Below are 13,818 nucleotides of genomic sequence, written 5' to 3' on the forward strand. Positions count from 1 at the left end.
CATGTCAAAACCTGGTGCCGGACTTAGTCCGCCCCCTCCGGACCGGCGTCAGACGCCGCAGCGGCATCGGCACCGCCCTCGACGGTTTCTTCGCTTTCTTCGTCCGCTTGCGGTTCAGAGATCCGCTCGACCGAAACCACCTTTTCGCCTTCAGCCGTGTTGAAGATGGTCACGCCCTTGGTGGCGCGGCTGGCGAAACGAATGCCGTTGACCGGCACCCGGATGACGGTGCCGCCGTCCGACACCAGCATGATCTGGTCGTCATTGCCGACCGGGAAGGTCGCCACCAGCCTGCCAATCTCGGCCGCCTTCGACACGTCGGTGGCGCGGATGCCCTTGCCGCCGCGTCCGGTCAGCCGGAAATCATAGGACGACGAACGCTTGCCGTAGCCGAATTCGGTCACCGTCAGCACGTACTGTTCGTGCGCCTTGAGTTCTTCGTATCGGCTGTCGGAAAGCTCTGTCTCCTCGCCGATCTCCTCATTGGTCAGCGCGATCTCTTCCTCTTCTCCGGCCGTTTCCGTGGCAAGCCGCCGCTCCGCCGCCGCGCGCTTCAGGTAAGCGGCGCGTTCCGCCGGCGAAGCATCGACATGCTCGATCACCGACATCGAGATGATGCGGTCGGTCTCGGCCATGGTTATGCCGCGCACACCGACCGAATTGCGGCTCTGGAAGACGCGCACGTCGCCGACGGAGAAGCGTATGCACTGGCCGGAACTGGCGGTCAGCAGCACGTCGTCCTTGTCGGTGCAGGTTTCGACGCCGAGGATCTCGTCGCCTTCTTCCTCCAGCTTCATGGCGATCTTGCCGTTGCGGTTGACCTGGACGAAGTCGGATAGATCGTTGCGGCGCACGGTGCCGCGCGTGGTGGCGAACATGACGTAGAGTTCGCCCCAGCTGGCCTCGTCCTCGGGCAGCGGCATGATGGTGGTGATGCGCTCGCCCTGCTCCAGCGGCAGCATGTTGATCAGCGCCTTGCCGCGTGACTGCGGATTGCCGATCGGCAGCCGCCAGACCTTTTCCTTGTAGACGATGCCGCGCGAGGAGAAGAACAGCACCGGCGTATGGGTGTTGGCGACGAACAGCCGGGTGACGAAATCCTCTTCCTTGGTCGACATGCCGGAGCGGCCTTTGCCGCCGCGGCGCTGCGCCCGGTAGAGCGACAGCGGCACGCGCTTGATGTAGCCGGAATGGCTCACCGTCACGACCATGTCTTCGCGCTGGATCAGATCCTCGTCTTCCATGTCCGAACCGCCGTCGGTAAGCTCGGTGCGGCGCGGCGTGCCGAACTCGTCGCGCACGGCGGCAAGCTCGTCCTTGACGATCTGCTGGACGCGTGCGCGGGAAGACAAAATGTCCAGATAATCGATGATCTCGGCGCCGATCGTGTTCAACTCGTCGGCGATCTCGTCGCGGCCGAGCGCGGTCAGGCGCTGCAGGCGCAGCTCGAGGATGGCGCGCGCCTGCTCCTCGGACAGATTGTAGGTACCGTCCTCGTTGATCCGGTGGCGTGGGTCATCGATCAGGAGGATCAGAGATTCCACGTCGCCAGAGGGCCAGCGCCGCTCCATCAACTGCTCACGCGCCGTCTGCGGATCCGGCGCGGTGCGGATCAGCTTGATGACTTCGTCGATGTTGGCGACTGCGATAGCGAGACCGACCAGCACATGGGCGCGATCGCGCGCCTTGCGCAGCAGGAACTTCGTCCGCCTTGTGATCACCTCCTCGCGGAAGGCGACGAAAGCCTTCAGCATATCGGTCAGGTTCATCACTTCCGGCTTGCCGCCATTCAGCGCCACCATATTGGCGCCGAAAGAGGTCTGCAGCGGCGTGAAGCGGTAGAGCTGATTGAGGATGACGTCGGCAACGGCGTCGCGCTTCAGCTCGATGACGACCCGGTAGCCCTGGCGGTCGCTCTCGTCGCGGATATCGGAAATGCCCTCGATGCGCTTGTCGCGCACCAGCTCAGCCATCTTCTCGATCATCGACGACTTGTTCACCTGGTAGGGAACTTCGGTGATGATGATGGACTCGCGGTCGTTGCCGCGCTGTTCGATGTTGACGCGCCCGCGCATGACGATGGAGCCGCGGCCGGTCGAATAGGCGCTGTAGATGCCCGAACGGCCAAGCACGATGCCACCGGTCGGAAAATCAGGGCCAGGAATGATCTCCATCAGCGCCGGCAGGTCGATCGCCGGATTGTCGATGATGGCGATGGCGCCATTGCAGACTTCACCGAGATTGTGCGGCGGGATGTTGGTCGCCATGCCGACGGCGATGCCGCCCGAGCCATTGACCAGAAGGTTGGGAAAACGTGCCGGCAGAACCTTCGGTTCGCTGCCGGAAGCATCATACGTGTCCTGGAAATCGACCGTATCCTTGTCGATATCCTCCAGGAGCTCGTGCGCGACCTTGGTCAGCCGCGCTTCCGTGTAGCGCATCGCCGCAGGCGGATCGCCGTCGATGGAGCCGAAATTGCCCTGCCCGTCGATCAACGGAACGCGCAACGACCAGTCCTGCGCCATGCGCACCAAGGCGTCATAGATGGAAGCATCGCCATGCGGATGGTATTTACCCATCACGTCGGCGACAGGACGCGCCGACTTCACATATTTGCGGTTCCAATGGTAGCCGCTCTCATGGGCGGCGAAGAGAATGCGGCGATGCACCGGCTTCAGGCCGTCGCGCACGTCCGGCAGCGCACGGCTGACGATCACGCTCATGGCGTAATCGAGATAGGAGCGCTGCATCTCCTCGACGATGGATATCGGCTCGATGCCGGTGGGGCCGCCGTCGGCGCCGCGCGGTGTCTTCTGGTCGGTCAAATCGGATCACAATCTAATCAGGAATCACTTGGTGCTTATATAGGAAGCAAGCCCGAAACTCCAACCTTCACGGCACTTTTCCAGTGTCATTTTTGATGGTAATTTCAAATGGATACCGATGATTGCGACGATATGGCCAAGGCGGTTTTCGCCGCCTTGACGCAAAAGCCTGCGCGTCTGCCTTTGCGGTGCACCGGGCCGATTCACCAAGCAGAAACGACCTATGCGCCACGGCGGCTGCGATACTGGCTTGGCGTCTGCCCCATGATCCGCCGAAAACGACGATTGAAGGTCGACAGATCGCTGAAGCCAGCGCCGAAAGCGATCGCGGAAACCGTATCGTCCGACATGCGTAGCCGCACCGCGGCCCTGTGCAATCGCGTCTTGAGCAGGAATTGGTAGGGGGTCATGCCCGCCACCTGCCGGAAGATGCGCAGGAAATGATACGGACTGGTCGCCGTCCCATCGGCAAGCGCTGAAAGGGAAACCGGCCCGTCTGCATCGAGTTCGATGCGCCGCACAGCTTCGGCAACCCGTTTTTGATCGCGGCGGCTCGGCGCGCGCCTGACATGCGTAGCGCCGGAGGCTGTAGCTACGGCAGCACCGGCCATGCGCAGGGAAAGTTCCTCGAAGGCGTCGATGTCGGCCATCTCGCGAGCGGTTTCCGCCTCGGCCAGGAGTGGCGCCAGGACCGGCAAAGGCGGCAGGCGCGCCGCCTCGAAAGCCAGCTTCCTGGCGCCCGGCACGCCAGCCGCGATCCGCTCCATGTAGGACGGCCTGAAATGGAACGAGAGGCAACGGTCGCCGCCGCCATGCTCGTGCCCGCATTCGTAACATGTGCCGGGATTGCCGAGCAGGAGCGCGCCGGGCGCCAGCATCGCCGTTCCTTGTTGGGCGCGGTAGCGGAACGTGCCGCTGGTGACTGCAGCCACACAGAAATCCTGATGCGCCTCCTCGAACGGCCGGCCGGCGCCGGCCGTGCAGATCAAATCCGTCACATGCCAACCGGCTCCGGATGCGAGACTATGCGTGGTCGTCGTCATGGTCGAAATATAGCAATTTTTCCCAAGCCCAGAACCCCGTAACCGCCTATTCCCTCCCAATCTCCTGACAAGAAGAGGCCACAACCATGTTCGATCAATCTTCGTTTGCCGATGCCCTGCATAGCCCCGGACCGATCGAAGGCCTTGCCGAAAAACTGAGCCTTTACGGCCGCTTCGTCGGCGCCTGGACTTTCGACGCCTCGCGCCACCTCGAGGACGGAACGGTGCTGACAGGGCGTGGCGAGGTGCATTTCGGCTGGGTGCTGGAAGGCCGGGCGATCCAGGACGTCTGGATCCTGCCCGCGCGGGACACTGGTTCCCAGCCCTCGCTCGGCAAATGGACTTTCTATGGCACGACGCTGCGCGTCTATGATCCCGGCGCGGATGCCTGGCACATCTTCTGGAGCGACCCGCGCAACCAGTATTTCAGCCGCCAGCTCGGCCGCGCCGAGGGCGACACGATCGTGCAAGTGGGCACCGACGGCACCGGCAGCTCAGTACGCTGGGGCTTTTCACGCATCACCGAAAACGCCTTCCGATGGCTGGGCGAGCGCTCGCACGACAATGGCGCGACATGGCGGCTGGAGGTCGAGTTCCTGGCGCGCCGAGCGGTTTGATCGCCGAAGAATGCAGCAGCCCGGAATAAAAGCGTCGCGACCCTTTGCGCCCTCCGCTGTCTCGCCGGCATCAACCACTTTCTCACGAACAGTTCCCACCGAACGGGCTTTGCTCTACCAATTATCCTGGTACGGGCACGGCCCGGCGGGAGGGTCAGAGATGCCGAGTTTCGACAGCCTGTTCAACGCGTTCGTCACCATTCTCGTGACCATCGATCCGCCCGGCCTGGCGCCGCTGTTCCTCGCCGTGACGCGCGGCATGAACCGCGAGGAGCGCCAGCAGGTTTCCGTCCGCGCCTCGATCATCGGTTTCCTGGTGATGGCGCTGTTTGCGGTTGCAGGCGCCTCGATCCTGTCGGTGTTCGGCATCACGCTGCCAGCCTTCCGCGTCGCCGGCGGCTTCCTGCTGTTCTTCATCGCTTTCGAAATGGTGTTCGAGCGCCGGCAGGACCGCAAGGAAAAGATCGGCGACGTCGCCATCACCAAGGACATGATCCACAACATCGCCGCCTTCCCGCTGGCAATCCCGCTGATCGCGGGTCCCGGCGCCATTTCGGCAACTGTGCTGCTCTCAGGTTCCTTTCAAGGCTTCGCGGCGCAGGCGGCGCTGGTCGGCATCATCTTCGTCTGCCTTGCCATCACCTATCTGGTGTTCGTGCTGTCGGAACGCATAGACCGCATCCTCGGCCAGACCGGCCGCTCGATCCTGACCCGCCTGCTCGGCGTCATCCTGGCAGCACTGGCCGTGCAATTCGTCGCCGACGGCATCAAGGCGCTGATAGCGGGCTGACAGGCTGACGCGGCGAGAATCTCGAAGCCGGCTCTATCTCGCCGTCGTGTCGACGACCTCGAAACCGTGGGTAATCGTGGCGGTCTTGGCAAGCATCGCGGAGGCCGAGCAATATTTTTCGATCGAAAGGTCGATCGCGCGTTTCACCTTGTCGCTGGAGAGTTGCCTGCCCTTGACGACGAAATGCATATGAATGCGGGTGAACACTCTGGGTTCGGTTTCCGCCCGGTCGGCCTCGAGCTCGACGACGCAGTCCTCGACCGCCTCGCGCCCCTTTTCGAGGATGTGCACGACATCATAGGCCGAACAGCCGCCGGTGCCGATCAGCACCAGCTCCATCGGGCTCGGTCCCGGCGTCCTGCCTTCCGGTCCGGGCGCGGTTCCCAGCACCAGTTTGTGGCCGCTACCGGACTCGCCGACGAAGGTGCGTTCCTCGACCCATTTTACGCGTGCTTTCATCGAACTCGTCCTTCGCCATATTTCGTTGATCGCCATGTCGGCGTTCAGTTCGACAATGCAAAACCCCGAAAGTCCATGAGGGACTCCCGGGGCGCAATGTTTGACTTAAGCCAAAAACAACATCTGCAGTTGCGATCAGAACGGGATTTCGTCGTCCAGTTCGCGCGACGAACCGCCACCGCCGCCGCTCTTGGCACCGCCACCACCGCGATTGAAGCCTTCGCTCGGGCTGGACTGGCCGAAATCGGAACCACGGCTGCTGCCACCGGTATAGCCGCCGACCTGACCGCCCTCACCCTGCCCGCGTGCGTCGAGCATCTGCAGCTCGCCGCGGAATTTCTGCAGCACGACTTCCGTCGTGTACTTGTCGGCGCCGGTCTGGTCCTGCCATTTGCGCGTCTGCAGCTGGCCCTCGACATAGACCTTCATGCCCTTCTTCAAATACTGCTCCGCCACCTTGGCGATGCCTTCATTGAAGATGACGACGTTGTGCCATTCGGTCTTTTCCTTGCGCTCGCCGGAATTCTTGTCACGCCAGCTTTCCGACGTCGCAATGCGAATGTTGACGACCGGCTCGCCCGAGTTGAGGCGACGGATTTCGGGATCCGCGCCGAGGTTGCCGACCAAAATGACCTTGTTGACGCTACCCGCCATGATATTTCTCCGCGCTCATCCGAAACAATTTTTTTGTCGCAGCACCTTACAGGCTGCAGGCGTCAGCCGCTTGCCGTGGCTGCCTTTACCCACAAGGTTTTTGTTCCCTGTTCGTTCTATGGTGCAGATGACATTCTGTCAATGTTTGTCAGCAAGATGTAGTGTCCCGGCCGGAAATTTCCATGAAATCGGATCTGACCGGGGGCGATCAAATGAAGTCTGTCGCACATGAGGACCAGCAGCGCGAGCAATGGCGAGCAGGTGTGGAAACACGCATGCATGTGTCGGCCAGCAATGGTGCATCGCAACTTTGCATATTCGAGCAATGGGTCGAGCCCACGGTCGGCGCTCCAACGCATTGGCATCCCGTGGAGGAAGTGCTGACCGTTATCGCCGGTAGGGCTGAGATGTGGATCGACGATGAGCATACAGTCGTGACATCGGGCCAGTCTCTCGTTGTCCCCGCGAACAGGAAACACGGGTTCAAGAACGCCGGCACTGGAACGCTTCACATCCACGCCGTCCTTGCGTCGCCGATTTTCGAGGCGACGTTCGATGGGCCTGCCGGAATGGTGAGACGCTGGCTTCCGACAATCTCGTAAACAGTGCTTGCCAAATCAATAAGTATTCACTTATGCTTTTGACATGATCGAAGCAGAGATTTTTCGTGCACTGGCCGACCCGACGCGACGCGCCGTCTTTGAGCGGCTGGCCGCAGGCGAGATGAGCGTGTCGGAATTGCGCACCGGTATGACGGTGTCGCAGCCCGCGGTGTCGCAGCATCTGGCGGTGCTGCGTGGCGCAGGCCTGGTGGTCGAGCGGCGAGCCGGCCGCAACGCCTATTACCGCGCCGATCCGCAGGGGCTCGCTCCCTTGCTCTCCTGGATCGAACGCTACCGGACTTTCTGGCCGGAACGCATCGAAAGGCTGAAGGCGGTTTTGAAGGACATGGATCAATGAAGAAGGCGGGATCAACGACCAATGAGGGCCAAATCGACGCCGCGGATGCGCTCGAGTTCGAGTACGACCTTGCCGAGCCGCCGGAAAAGGTCTGGCGGGCCCTGACCGTACCGGAATTGCTCGCCGCCTGGATGATGCCCAACGACATGAGACCCGAGATCGGCAACCGTTTTGCCTTCGCCGGGACGGGCGCGCCGATCGAATGCGAAATCCTCGACGCCGAACCCGAGAAGTTGCTGCGCTATTCCTGGCGGGAGCAGCCAGGCGACGCAGCCAGGCAGGATCCGCTCGACAGTACCGTCACCTTCACACTTGCCCGAACCGTTTCCGGCGGCACGCATCTGCGTGTCGTCCATGACGGCTTTGCCCGCAAGGCCATGCCTGCCATCGCCATGGCAAGCGCCGGCTGCCGTCTTTCGCTCGGTTTGCGCGCAATTGGAAAGCCCATCGCCGCGAACGCCCCGCGCCTTCTGCGCGCGGCATAATAGAAAATCGGAGAAGAAAAATGAGCGGTGTTGCCAGTCTGGTGCCGATGGTCATCGAGCAATCGAGCCGCGGCGAACGCGCCTTCGACATCTTTTCGCGGCTGCTGCGCGAGCGCATCATCTTCATCAACGGCGAGATCAACGACGACATCTCGGCGCTGGTCTGCGCGCAGCTTTTGTCGCTGGAATCGGACAATCCGGACAAGGAGATCTCGCTCTACATCAACTCGCCGGGCGGCGTGGTGACCAGTGGTTTCGCCATCTACGACACGATGCAATATATCAGCTGTCCGGTGTCGACCGTATGCATGGGCTTTGCCGCTTCGATGGGCTCGTTCCTGCTGATGGCAGGCACACCGGGGCGCCGGATTTCCCTGCCGAACGCCACCATCCTGCTGCATCAGCCGCTGGGCGGGTTCCAGGGCCAGGCCTCCGACATCCAGCGACATGCCGAGCGCATCGGCAGGACGAAACGGCACATGACCGAGCTCTACGCGCAGCATTGCGGCCGTACCTATGAAGAGGTCGAGCGCACGCTGGACCGCGACCACTTCATGACCGCCCGCGAGGCGCAGGCATGGGGCATCGTCGACCATGTTTTCGACACGCGCAAAAAGGCGGCGTAAGCCAGGGCCGGAGTCGGCTGCCGAAGATTTGACGATGCCGGTCTGGTTCCATCGGCGGCGCGCCACTATAGTCCTGGGATGACCGACACTCATCCTTCCAGACCACTGCGCCCCGTCATCGCCGTCGTGGTGCTCGCTTTTGCCAGTCTCGTGAGTGGCGCGGCTCTTGCAGAGGACAGTTCGCCGTCGACGCAAAAAAGCGACCTGCCCGGCGTGACCGGCGACTACCGCATCGCCAAGCCGGCTCCCGAGCCGGACGATGCGCTGCCGGCCGGCGAGAACGGCACATTCAAGATCGGCGATACGGATGTCAGGATTTCCGGCAGCATCACCGTCGATGTCGGCGCCGGCTCGATCGGGCCGCCGCGTCACTGAGTGCGCGCGGAAATGAGCGTTCCCCACATAAAACGGCCCCGCCGTGCCTTGGGCAAACGGACGGGGCCTTCTGGATCTCAAATCCAACTTTGCCGGGAGTGTACTGCCGGCGTTTGATTTCGGATGCACCGCGGCGTTCGGCCGACGATCCGACTAGCAGTCTCTGATTTTTAGGGGATATGGCAGGTCACGGTTTGCCGGGTGGCGCAGACGCTAAACCCTGGCACTTATGCCTGCCGCGGCTCCAGTGACAACTGGAACCCTAGGGGACGATCCGGTGGCGTCATAGCTCCGCTCCTCTGTCCGTTGCGATTGTTGTCAATTCGAAGCACAAATCGCAAATGCCTGCGGCGTCTCGCAGGCCGCCTTTGGGCGGCGAGGCCATCGAAAGACGGCCGGCTTCGTTGACTTCCGGAGACTGCGCTCCTGGGTTGCCCGCGTCAACCATCAATAGCCGGTTACCGAAAAACGTGATCGCCGGGAGGTTACGTACAAGTCAGTTTTTGCACAGCTTTGTCAGGAGCGTGTTCGGCCTTTGTTCTTTCCGCTTGCCCGTTCACGCGAAAGACGCTTAAACGCTTTTGTCGGGAATTGTGGCGTCTCTCGACGTGGCGGCAAAACTACCTACATAGGGGATGGCCGGGAAAACCCGCCATTCCAGGAAATTCCAGATTCTGAGGCGGCGACCGGCTATGGCCGACCATAAATATCTTTCCATTCGCGGGGCGCGCGAACACAATCTGAAGAATGTCGATCTCGACCTGCCGCGTGACAGCCTGATTGTCATGACCGGCCTGTCGGGGTCCGGCAAGTCATCGCTTGCCTTCGACACGATCTATGCCGAGGGCCAGCGCCGCTACGTCGAAAGCCTGTCGGCCTACGCGCGGCAATTCCTCGAAATGATGCAGAAGCCTGACGTCGACCAGATCGACGGCCTGTCGCCTGCCATTTCCATCGAGCAGAAGACCACATCGAAGAACCCGCGTTCGACGGTCGGCACCGTCACCGAGATCTACGACTATATGCGCCTGCTTTTTGCGCGCGTCGGCATCCCCTATTCGCCGGCCACCGGCCTGCCGATCGAGAGCCAGACGGTTTCGCAGATGGTCGACCGCGTGCTGGCGATCGAGGAAGGCACGCGCCTGTTCATCCTGGCGCCGATGGTGCGCGGCCGCAAAGGCGAGTACCGCAAGGAATTGCTGGAACTGCAGAAGAAGGGCTTTCAGCGCGTCAAGGTCGACGGCGTCTTCTATGAGATCGCCGACGTGCCGGCGCTGGACAAGAAGTACAAGCATGACCTCGATGTCGTCGTCGACCGCATCGTCGTGCGCGGCGATCTCGCGACGCGGCTTGCCGATTCCATCGAAACGGCGCTGAAGCTGGCCGATGGGCTGGCGGTCGCCGAATTCGCCGACAAGCCGCTCGATTCCAGCCAGACCGGCGAGGATTCGGTCAACAAGTCGAAGAACGAGACGCATGAGCGCATCCTGTTCTCGGAAAAGTTCGCTTGCCCGGTCTCCGGCTTCACCATTCCGGAAATCGAACCGCGGCTGTTCTCGTTCAACAACCCGTTCGGCGCCTGCCCGACCTGCGACGGTCTCGGCAGCCAGCGCGCCATCGACGGCAATCTGATCGTGCCGGATGAAAACATCTCGCTGCGCGACGGCGCCGTCAGCCCGTGGGCGAAGTTGACCTCGCCCTATTACGCGCAGACGCTGGAGGCATTGGGCAAGGCCTATGGCTTCAAGCTCGGCGACAAGTTCAAGGATTTGTCTGAAGAGGCCAAGGAAGCCGTCCTGCGCGGCACCGGCGAGCGCGAGATCACCTTCCAGTATGATGACGGCCTGCGCTCCTACAAGACGACGAAAACTTTCGAAGGCGTCATCCCCAATCTCGAGCGGCGCTGGAAAGAGACCGAATCCGCCTGGATGCGCGAGGAGATCGAGCGCTTCATGTCGGCCACACCCTGCCCGGTCTGCAAGGGCTATCGGCTGAAGCCCGAGTCGCTGGCGGTGAAGATCGCCGGCAGGCACATCGGCGAAGTCACCGAGCTTTCCATCCGCAAGGCCGACCAGTGGTTCACCGACCTGCCCGCGTCGCTCAACGACAAGCAGAACGAAATCGCGGTGCGTGTGCTCAAGGAAATCCGTGAACGGCTGCGCTTCCTCAACGATGTCGGGCTCGACTATCTGACGCTGTCGCGCAATTCCGGCACGCTGTCGGGCGGCGAGAGCCAGCGCATCCGGCTGGCATCGCAGATCGGCTCCGGCCTGACCGGCGTGCTCTATGTGCTGGACGAGCCGTCGATCGGCCTGCACCAGCGCGACAATGCGCGCCTGCTCGATACGCTGAAGCACCTGCGCGACATCGGCAACACGGTGATCGTCGTCGAGCATGACGAGGACGCCATCCTGCATGCCGACTATGTCGTCGACATGGGCCCGGCCGCCGGCATCCATGGCGGCGAGATCATCGCCCAGGGCACGCCGCAGCAGGTCATGGCCAATCCCAATTCGATCACCGGCAAATATCTGTCGGGCGCGCTCGAAGTGGCGACGCCCGGCGTGCGGCGTGAAGCGAAGAAGAACCGCCGCATCAAGATCGTCGGCGCGCGCGGCAACAATCTGAAGAACGTCACCGCCGAAATCCCACTCGGCACCTTCACCGCCGTCACTGGCGTGTCCGGCGGCGGCAAGTCGACCTTCCTGATCGAGACGCTGTTCAAGGCCGCTTCGAGACGCATCATGGGCTCGCGCGAACATCCGGCCGACCACGACCGCATCGAGGGCCTCGAATTCCTCGACAAGGTCATCGACATCGACCAGTCGCCGATCGGCCGCACACCGCGTTCAAACCCGGCCACCTATACCGGCGCCTTCACGCCGATCCGCGACTGGTTCGCTGGCCTGCCGGAGGCCAAGGCGCGCGGCTATCAGCCGGGACGCTTTTCGTTCAACGTCAAGGGCGGCCGCTGCGAGGCCTGCCAGGGCGACGGCGTCATCAAGATCGAGATGCACTTCCTGCCCGACGTCTACGTCACCTGCGACGTCTGTCACGGCAAGCGCTATAACAGAGAGACGCTCGATGTCCTGTTCAAGGGCAAGTCGATCGCCGACGTGCTCGACATGACGGTCGAGGAAGGCGTCGATTTCTTCGCCGCCGTGCCCGGCGTGCGCGACAAGCTCGACACGCTGAAGCAGGTCGGCCTCGGCTACATCCATATCGGCCAGCAGGCGACAACGCTGTCCGGCGGCGAGGCGCAGCGCATCAAGCTGGCCAAGGAACTGTCGCGCAAGGCGACCGGCAAGACGCTCTACATCCTGGATGAGCCGACCACTGGCCTGCATTTCCACGACGTTGCCAAACTGCTGGAAGTGCTGCACGAACTGGTAGACCAGGGCAACACGGTGGTGGTCATCGAGCACAATCTCGAAGTGATAAAAACCGCAGACTGGGTGCTCGACCTCGGCCCCGAAGGCGGCGACGGCGGCGGCGAACTGGTCGCCTCCGGCACGCCGGAAGCCATCGTGCGCGAAAAGCGCAGCTACACCGGCCAGTTCCTCAAGGAGCTTCTGGAGCGACGTCCCGGCGGCAAACGCGAAGCGGCGGAGTGATCGACCGGTTGGCGCCTGGAGAGCTCTGGAGAGCTTTTGAATGACAATCAGAAGAGCGCTTGCCGGTGATCTCCAAACCGTCGTCTCGCTGACGGAAGCGGCCTATGCGCCTTACATCGCACTGTTCGGCGCGTCGCCGATCCCGGTCACCGAGGACTATGTACCGCGCATCGTGCGCGGCGAGGTCTGGTTGCTGGAAAGTGGCGGCGAGCTTGCCGGGCTGATCACGCTGGAGCGACATGGCGACCACGCGATGATCTTCTCCGTCGCGGTCTCCCCCGACTTTCAAGGCAAGGGCTTCGGCATTGCGCTGCTGAAACACGCGGATGAGCAGACCCATCTCTGGGGTCTGCCAGAAGTGCGGCTCTACACCAACGCCAGGATGGAGCGGAACATTGCGCTCTATCTTGCCTATGGTTTCCACGAAACGGGTCGCCGGCCCAATCCCTACCGGCCAGGATGGGTGCTCGTCGACATGGCCAAAACCGTCGATCAGATCACCGCGGCCTGATCTTTTTCTGCATTGGGAGGATGACAATGACCACATCGGGAACAATCCGCGCCGGCATGGGCGGCTGGACCTTCGAACCCTGGGATACGTCCTTCTATCCCGACAAGCTTTCCAAGGCCAAGCAGTTGAACTACGCCACTCGCCAGGTGCCGAGCATCGAGGTCAACGGCACTTACTATTCCAGCTTCAAGGAGCCGACCTTCGTCAAATGGGCCAGCGAGGCGCCGGATGGCTTTGTCTATTCGCTGAAGGGCAACCGCTTCGTCACCAACCGGCGCGTGCTGGGCGAGGCCGGCGAATCGATGATGCGCTTTCTTGGCTCCGGCGTGGCGGCGCTCGGCGAAAAGCTCGGGCCGATCCTGTGGCAGTTCGCACCGACCAAGAAATTCGATCCGGACGATTTCGAAGCCTTCCTGAAGCTGCTCCCGGAAAAGCAGGACGGCGTTGCGCTGCGCCATGCGCTCGAAGTCCGCAACGACAGTTTTGTCGTGCCGGAATTCGCAGCACTTGCCCGAAAATACAAGGCCGCGATCGTCTACGCCGACCATGCCAAATATCCTGATATCGCCGACATCACCGCCGATTTCGTCTACGCCCGACTGCAGACCGGCAGCGATGACAATCCCGACTGCTATACGCCGAAAGGCCTCGATGAATGGGCCGCGCGGGTAAAGACCTGGGCGCAAGGCAAGCAGCCGGCCGACCTGCGGCGCGCCGACCCCGCCACCGATGCGCCGGTCAAGCCGCGCGACGTGTTCGTTTACTTCATCACCGAGGGCAAGGTGCGCGCGCCGTTCGGCGCCATGGCACTGATGAAGCGAGTGGACCAGGGTCAACCGGTGCCCTGACGCAGCGGAAC

The 13,818-nt window shown here is 62.3% G+C and carries 14 protein-coding genes; 10 read left to right on the plus strand and 4 right to left on the minus strand.

Annotation, left to right across the window (positions count from 1 at the left end):
- Positions 1-23: 23 nt before the first annotated feature.
- Together gyrA and MESCI_RS20355 are read right to left on the minus strand one after the other, a co-directional pair.
- Positions 24-2,825 (minus strand): DNA gyrase subunit A, encoded by a 2,802-nt coding sequence (gene gyrA, locus MESCI_RS20350; protein ID WP_013531829.1) that lies wholly within the window; start codon positions 2,823-2,825, stop codon positions 24-26.
- 221 nt (positions 2,826-3,046) lie between these two features.
- Positions 3,047-3,868, minus strand: a complete 822-nt coding sequence (locus MESCI_RS20355; protein WP_013531830.1) for a helix-turn-helix transcriptional regulator — start codon at positions 3,866-3,868, stop codon at positions 3,047-3,049.
- A gap of 86 nt (positions 3,869-3,954) precedes the next feature.
- On the opposite strand from MESCI_RS20355, the gene MESCI_RS20360 reads away from it, so the two are divergent.
- Positions 3,955-4,485 carry a hypothetical protein gene (locus MESCI_RS20360; RefSeq protein ID WP_013531831.1) on the plus strand — a complete coding sequence of 177 codons (531 nt, stop codon included), beginning with the start codon at positions 3,955-3,957 and terminating at the stop codon, positions 4,483-4,485.
- 160 nt (positions 4,486-4,645) lie between these two features.
- Positions 4,646-5,275, plus strand: coding sequence for a MarC family protein (locus MESCI_RS20365; RefSeq protein WP_013531832.1), 630 nt, complete (start codon positions 4,646-4,648; stop codon positions 5,273-5,275).
- Positions 5,276-5,308: 33 nt separating this feature from the next.
- Here MESCI_RS20365 and MESCI_RS20370 read toward each other — a convergent pair whose 3' ends face one another.
- Together MESCI_RS20370 and MESCI_RS20375 are read right to left on the minus strand one after the other, a co-directional pair.
- A complete protein-coding gene (locus MESCI_RS20370) occupies positions 5,309-5,734 on the minus strand; it encodes an OsmC family protein (RefSeq protein WP_013531833.1) in 426 nt (141 codons plus the stop codon).
- 135 nt (positions 5,735-5,869) lie between these two features.
- Entirely contained in the window at positions 5,870-6,388 is a 519-nt protein-coding gene (locus MESCI_RS20375) for a single-stranded DNA-binding protein (protein ID WP_013531834.1), read from the minus strand.
- Between the two features lie 182 nt (positions 6,389-6,570).
- On the opposite strand from MESCI_RS20375, the gene MESCI_RS20380 reads away from it, so the two are divergent.
- From MESCI_RS20380 to MESCI_RS20415, 8 genes are all read left to right on the plus strand, one after another.
- Positions 6,571-6,990, plus strand: coding sequence for a cupin domain-containing protein (locus MESCI_RS20380; protein WP_013531835.1), 420 nt, complete (start codon positions 6,571-6,573; stop codon positions 6,988-6,990).
- A 43-nt stretch (positions 6,991-7,033) separates the two neighbouring features.
- Complete coding sequence (locus MESCI_RS20385) at positions 7,034-7,348, plus strand: ArsR/SmtB family transcription factor (protein ID WP_013531836.1); 315 nt, start codon at positions 7,034-7,036, stop codon at positions 7,346-7,348.
- Positions 7,345-7,833, plus strand: coding sequence for an SRPBCC family protein (locus MESCI_RS20390; RefSeq protein ID WP_013531837.1), 489 nt, complete (start codon positions 7,345-7,347; stop codon positions 7,831-7,833). Before MESCI_RS20385 ends, MESCI_RS20390 begins: the two co-directional genes overlap by 4 nt.
- Positions 7,834-7,853: 20 nt before the next feature.
- Complete coding sequence (locus MESCI_RS20395) at positions 7,854-8,459, plus strand: ATP-dependent Clp protease proteolytic subunit (RefSeq protein ID WP_013531838.1); 606 nt, start codon at positions 7,854-7,856, stop codon at positions 8,457-8,459.
- Between the two features lie 78 nt (positions 8,460-8,537).
- A complete protein-coding gene (locus tag MESCI_RS20400) occupies positions 8,538-8,834 on the plus strand; it encodes a hypothetical protein (protein WP_013531839.1) in 297 nt (98 codons plus the stop codon).
- A 692-nt stretch (positions 8,835-9,526) separates the two neighbouring features.
- Positions 9,527-12,448, plus strand: a complete 2,922-nt coding sequence (gene uvrA, locus MESCI_RS20405; RefSeq protein ID WP_013531840.1) for an excinuclease ABC subunit UvrA — start codon at positions 9,527-9,529, stop codon at positions 12,446-12,448.
- Positions 12,449-12,488: 40 nt separating this feature from the next.
- Entirely contained in the window at positions 12,489-12,959 is a 471-nt protein-coding gene (locus tag MESCI_RS20410; protein ID WP_013531841.1) for a GNAT family N-acetyltransferase, read from the plus strand.
- Positions 12,960-12,985: 26 nt separating this feature from the next.
- Complete coding sequence (locus MESCI_RS20415; protein ID WP_013531842.1) at positions 12,986-13,807, plus strand: DUF72 domain-containing protein; 822 nt, start codon at positions 12,986-12,988, stop codon at positions 13,805-13,807.
- Positions 13,808-13,818: the final 11 nt, after the last annotated feature.

This window comes from Mesorhizobium ciceri biovar biserrulae WSM1271, assembly GCF_000185905.1.
Classification (GTDB): Bacteria; Pseudomonadota; Alphaproteobacteria; order Rhizobiales; family Rhizobiaceae; genus Mesorhizobium; species Mesorhizobium ciceri.